This window comes from Actinomadura sp. HBU206391, assembly GCF_014323665.1.
Taxonomy (GTDB): Bacteria; Actinomycetota; Actinomycetes; order Streptosporangiales; family Streptosporangiaceae; genus Actinomadura_C.
Window position 1 is genome coordinate 1 of sequence record NZ_JABVEB010000362.1, and the last position, 4,516, is coordinate 4,516.

Genomic DNA, 4,516 nt, shown 5'->3' on the forward strand with positions numbered 1-4,516 from the left:
CGCCTCTGAGCTCTGCGCTCCATCTACGCGCACAGCATCCACGGGGAAACCTCCTTGGTTTCGTGGGTTCCCGCGGTCGTTTCCCCGTCTGCGGCGTTGCTTCTCGAGAAGTGCCGGTCTTCGATCGAAGCTCTCGGCTCGTGCGAGGCACGACCCGGAAGCCACTACCGAGGACCGGCCCTCGACGCGCCGGGTCGGCGCCCGCGGGCTGTCATGTTCAGTTATGGCGCGCACCACCGAGGGGCGCGCGCCGGCGATAACGAGCGAGGGAGTGACCCGCCCGAGTCACTCCCTCGTCAATCGCTAGCGGCGCAGGCCGAGACGCTCGATCAGCTGCCGGTAGCGGCTGATCTCCTTGTCCTGCAGGTACTTGAGCAGTCGGCGCCGGCGGCCGACCAGCAGCAGCAGCCCGCGGCGGCTGTGGTGGTCGTGCTTGTGGGTCTTGAGGTGCTCCGTCAGATCGTTGATCCGACGGGTCAGCAGCGCGACCTGGACCTCCGGTGATCCGGTGTCACCCTCACTGGTCGCGTACTCGGCGATGATCTGGTTCTTTACGGCGGTGTCGAGCGACACGAGGCTCCTTCATAGGTCGTCACCCGCAGATCCCGGCTTCGGTGGAGCGCACGGGTCCGCATGGTGCGTTTATCGAATGGTCGCCGCATGAGGGTGCAGCAAACCGGCCGGGCCTTGGCCCCGGCGACTACCCACCGTACCACGTCGGGTCAGAAGCGTGTGATTTCCCGGGATCTCGCGACGTCACGGTGCATCTCCTCGACCAGCGCCTCGATCGACTCGAACTTCAGCGTGTCGCGGATCCGCACGGCGAAGTCCACCGCGACGTGCTCGCCGTAGAGATCGAGATCATCCCGATCGAGGGCGTGCGCCTCGACGGTGCGCTCCTGCCCCTCGAACGTGGGATTGGTGCCGATCGAGATCGCCGTCGGCCACCGGGCGCCGGGATAGGCGTCGGAGTCGCAGACCAGCCATCCCGCGTAGACGCCGTCGCTCGGGATGGCCGTGTGCGGGAGCGTCTCCAGGTTGGCCGTCGGGAAGCCGAGCGCCCGACCCCGCTGGTGACCGCGGACCACGACGCCCTCGACGCGGTGCGGCCGGCCGAGCGCCTCAGCGGCCCCTACGACGTCGCCGTCGAAAAGCAGCTCCCTGATGTACGACGAGGAGATCGTCTCGCCGTTGGCCACGAGAGGGACGCCCTCGGCGGTGAAGTCGTACTTCTCGCCGAGATCCTGGAGCAGGGCCACGTCGCCCTTGGCCTTGTGCCCGAACCGGAAGTTCTCCCCCACGACCACATGGGCCGCGTGCAGCCGGTCGACGAGGACGGACTGAACGAACTCGTCCGGACCCATCCGGGACAGCTCCAGCGTGAACGGCAGGACCATCACCGCGTCGGTGCCGAGGCCGGCCAGCAGTTCCGCCCGCCGCTTGGGCGAGCAGAGCAGCGGCGGATGCGTGCCGGGCCGTACGACCTCGTCGGGGTGGGGATCGAAAGTGATCACCACGGTGGGCAGGCCACGCTCCTTCGCCAGTTCGACGGTGCTGCCGACAATGTGCTGATGACCGCGGTGCACGCCATCGAAGACCCCGATGGTGACCACCGACCTGCCCCAGCCGGAAGGGACCTCATCGAGGCCGTACCAGCGCCGCAACTGCTCGCTCCTCTCATGAGCCGCCTGAGCCGCCGCCCCAAGCCTGCCATGGGGAACGAGGTGCCCATGACATCGGCCCCATCAGTGTCACCCCGCCTGATGAACGACCAGCGACACGGCCACGAACTGCGCGATGTAGGCGGCCAGCGTGCACGCGTGGAACACCTCGTGGAATCCGAACCAGCGCGGGGAGGGGTCGGGACGTCGCAGGCCGTAGACGACACCCCCGACGCTGTACAGAGCGCCGCCCGTGATCACGAGCACGGTCGCCGCCACGCCGGCACCCGAGGCGAACTGGGGGATGAAGAACACCGCCACCCACCCCAGGCCGATGTAGAGCGAGGTGTAGAGCCAGCGGGGCGCGCCGAGCCAGATCGTGCGGAAGATCACCCCGGCGAGCGCACCGAACCAGATCACCGACAGGACGACCGCCTGGGCGGTCCCCTCCAGCGCCAGCGCGGCGAACGGCGTGTACGTTCCGGCGATGATCAGATAGATGTTGGCGTGATCGACACGGCGGAGCACCTCGGTCATGGGCCCGGAGGACCTGCCGCGGTGGTAGGTGCCCGAGACGCCGAAGAGCAGCGCGGAGGTCGCGGCGTAGATCGCTGCCGCGATGCGCGCCTGGGGGGTCGGGCCGAGCGCGACGAGAACCAGGCCTGCGACCACGACCGCCGGGAAGGCGCCCATGTGCAGCCAACCGCGCAGTTTCGGTTTCACCGACCGGCGGTCCAGCGCTCCTGTGGTCGTGGCGGTGGTCGTGGTCACGGTCATGGGGGTCGCACCTCCTCGATCGACACAACTTACGATAGCGTAAGTTACGGGACCGTAGGTTGAATCCCGGCCGTGACGCGGCTCACCTCCCGGCCGTCACCGGACCACACCGGGCCGACCGCGAGACCGGCCGCCGTGAGAACCCGCCGGGCCGTTGTACCGGCCGTTGCTACACGAAGACCGCCAGCGGCCTGGCCACCGCCCCGGCCTCCTCCACCAACGCCAGCAGCGTGCCGTCCGGCCCGTAGACGCCGATCGGACCGGGCCCGAGCCCGGCCGCCGGCAGCCGGCCGCCATGCGCGATCTTCTTGGCGTCGTCCGGGGACACGTCCCGCCGCGGGAAGGCCGCCGAGACCGCCTCGCCCATCGGCAGCACCTCGAATGCCTCGGTGAGCCGCTCGATCGTCCGGGCCATGCCCAGGTCGTACGGCCCCACGCGGGTACGGCGCAGTTCGGTGAGGTGACCACCGGTGCCCAAAGAGCGACCGAGGTCGCGGGCGAGGGAGCGGATGTACGTACCGCTGGAGCAGGTGATCGACGCGTCGACGTCGACGAGGTCGCCATGGCGCCGCACATCGCGGACCGCGAACTCGCGCACGGTCACCGGGCGGGCCTTGAGAGCGACCTCCTCGCCCGCGCGAGCGAGCTTGTACGCCCGCTTGCCATCGACCTTGATCGCGCTCACCTGTGGCGGCACCTGCAGGATCTCGCCGGTCAGCGCGGCGATCCCCTCGCGCAGCGCCTCGTCACCGACCCCGCCGGCCGGTTCCGAGGCGACGATCTCGCCCTCGGCGTCGTCGGTGTTCGTGGACTGTCCCAGCCTGATCGTGGCGTCGTAGACCTTCTCGGTCAGCGCCAGGTGTCCCAGCAGCCGGGTGGCCTTGTCCACCCCGACGACCAGGACGCCCGTGGCCATCGGGTCGAGCGTCCCGGCGTGCCCGACCCGCCGGGTGCCGGCCAGCCGCCGCAGCTTGGCGACCACGTCGTGGGAGGTCCAGCCGGCCGGCTTGTCCACGACCACGAGTCCAGAGGTCACGGCGTCACGATCCGTTCATTGCTTCGCCGTGGCCGGCCGCCCCGGCCACCGCCACGGCGTGGTGCGCGGCGGCGTCCGGGGTCACGGCACGGGCGGCATCGGGCCGGTGGCAAAGGCTCACCGGGCGGAGGATTCCCCGCCGTCGCCGTTCTCGGCGCGGTGCTCCTCGGGGGCCTCGTCGTCCTCGACGGGCTCCTCGCCGGCGGGGACGCGGTAGGGGTTGGGGTCTCCGGCCGGCCGGGCGCCCTCGGCGGCCCGGGCGACCTGCTCGTCGCTTGCGCGCGCCTTGGCCAGCAGATCGTCGATGTGCTTGGCACTGTCCAGCAGATCGTCGGCCACGAACTCGAGCGTCGGCGTGTGCCGCAGCCCCGTCTGCCTGCCGACCTCGGAGCGGATCACGCCTTTGGCGCTCTCCAGTGCGGCGGCCGTGTCGGCCCGCTCGCCCGCGGAGCCGTACACCGTGTAGAAGACCGTGGCGTCCCTCAGGTCGCCCGTGATCCGGGCGTCGGTCACGGTGACGAATCCGAGCCGTGGGTCCTTGATCCGCCGCTCCAGCATCTCCGCGACGATCTGCTGAATTCGATCCGCGAGTTTGCGGGCCCGAGCGGGGTCCATGGCACGCTCCTTTTGCTACGAACGCCGTTCAGGGGCGCTCTGTGTCGTCCGCGATGCCGCCACGGCCTCGTGGCGGCGTCGCCCTAGTCCTCGTCGTTGAAGAGCCGATGCCGCGCGGACAGCAGATCGATCTCGGGACGCCCGGCGACCAGCCGTTCGCAGGCATTCAACACCTCGTCGCAGTTGGCCGCCTGCGCGGACACCACCGCCACGCCGATCTCGGCCCGGCGATGAAGATCGTGGCTGCCGGTCTCGGCGACGGCCACGCCGGGGAATCTGCGCTGCACCTCCGCCACGATGGGCCTGATCACTGAACGCTTCTGTTTCAACGACCGTATGTCCCCGAGCAACAGGTCGAGTGTCAACGAACCCACGTACACCTACGCGATCACCTCGGTTGCCGTGTTTCCGCCAGGCGACCGCCTGA

General features: G+C 69.8%; 6 protein-coding genes. All 6 read right to left on the minus strand.

The genetic code is table 11. From position 1 onward, the window contains the following. Positions 1–303: 303 nt before the first annotated feature. A complete protein-coding gene (gene rpsO / locus HKK72_RS36350; RefSeq protein WP_187238931.1) occupies positions 304–573 on the minus strand; it encodes a 30S ribosomal protein S15 in 270 nt (89 codons plus the stop codon). Between the two features lie 149 nt (positions 574–722). Further along, positions 723–1,664 carry a bifunctional riboflavin kinase/FAD synthetase gene (locus tag HKK72_RS36355; protein ID WP_187238932.1) on the minus strand — a complete coding sequence of 314 codons (942 nt, stop codon included), beginning with the start codon at positions 1,662–1,664 and terminating at the stop codon, positions 723–725. An 87-nt stretch (positions 1,665–1,751) separates the two neighbouring features. After that, a complete protein-coding gene (trhA, locus tag HKK72_RS36360) occupies positions 1,752–2,438 on the minus strand; it encodes a PAQR family membrane homeostasis protein TrhA (RefSeq protein WP_187238933.1) in 687 nt (228 codons plus the stop codon). A 169-nt stretch (positions 2,439–2,607) separates the two neighbouring features. Next, positions 2,608–3,474 (minus strand): tRNA pseudouridine(55) synthase TruB, encoded by an 867-nt coding sequence (gene truB / locus HKK72_RS36365; RefSeq protein ID WP_187238934.1) that lies wholly within the window; start codon positions 3,472–3,474, stop codon positions 2,608–2,610. Between the two features lie 117 nt (positions 3,475–3,591). Continuing rightward, positions 3,592–4,089: a 30S ribosome-binding factor RbfA gene (gene rbfA / locus HKK72_RS36370; RefSeq protein WP_187238935.1), complete on the minus strand. Its 498-nt coding sequence runs from the start codon at positions 4,087–4,089 to the stop codon at positions 3,592–3,594. 83 nt (positions 4,090–4,172) lie between these two features. Beyond that, a complete protein-coding gene (locus HKK72_RS36375) occupies positions 4,173–4,469 on the minus strand; it encodes a DUF503 domain-containing protein (RefSeq protein WP_187238936.1) in 297 nt (98 codons plus the stop codon). Positions 4,470–4,516 lie beyond the last annotated feature (47 nt).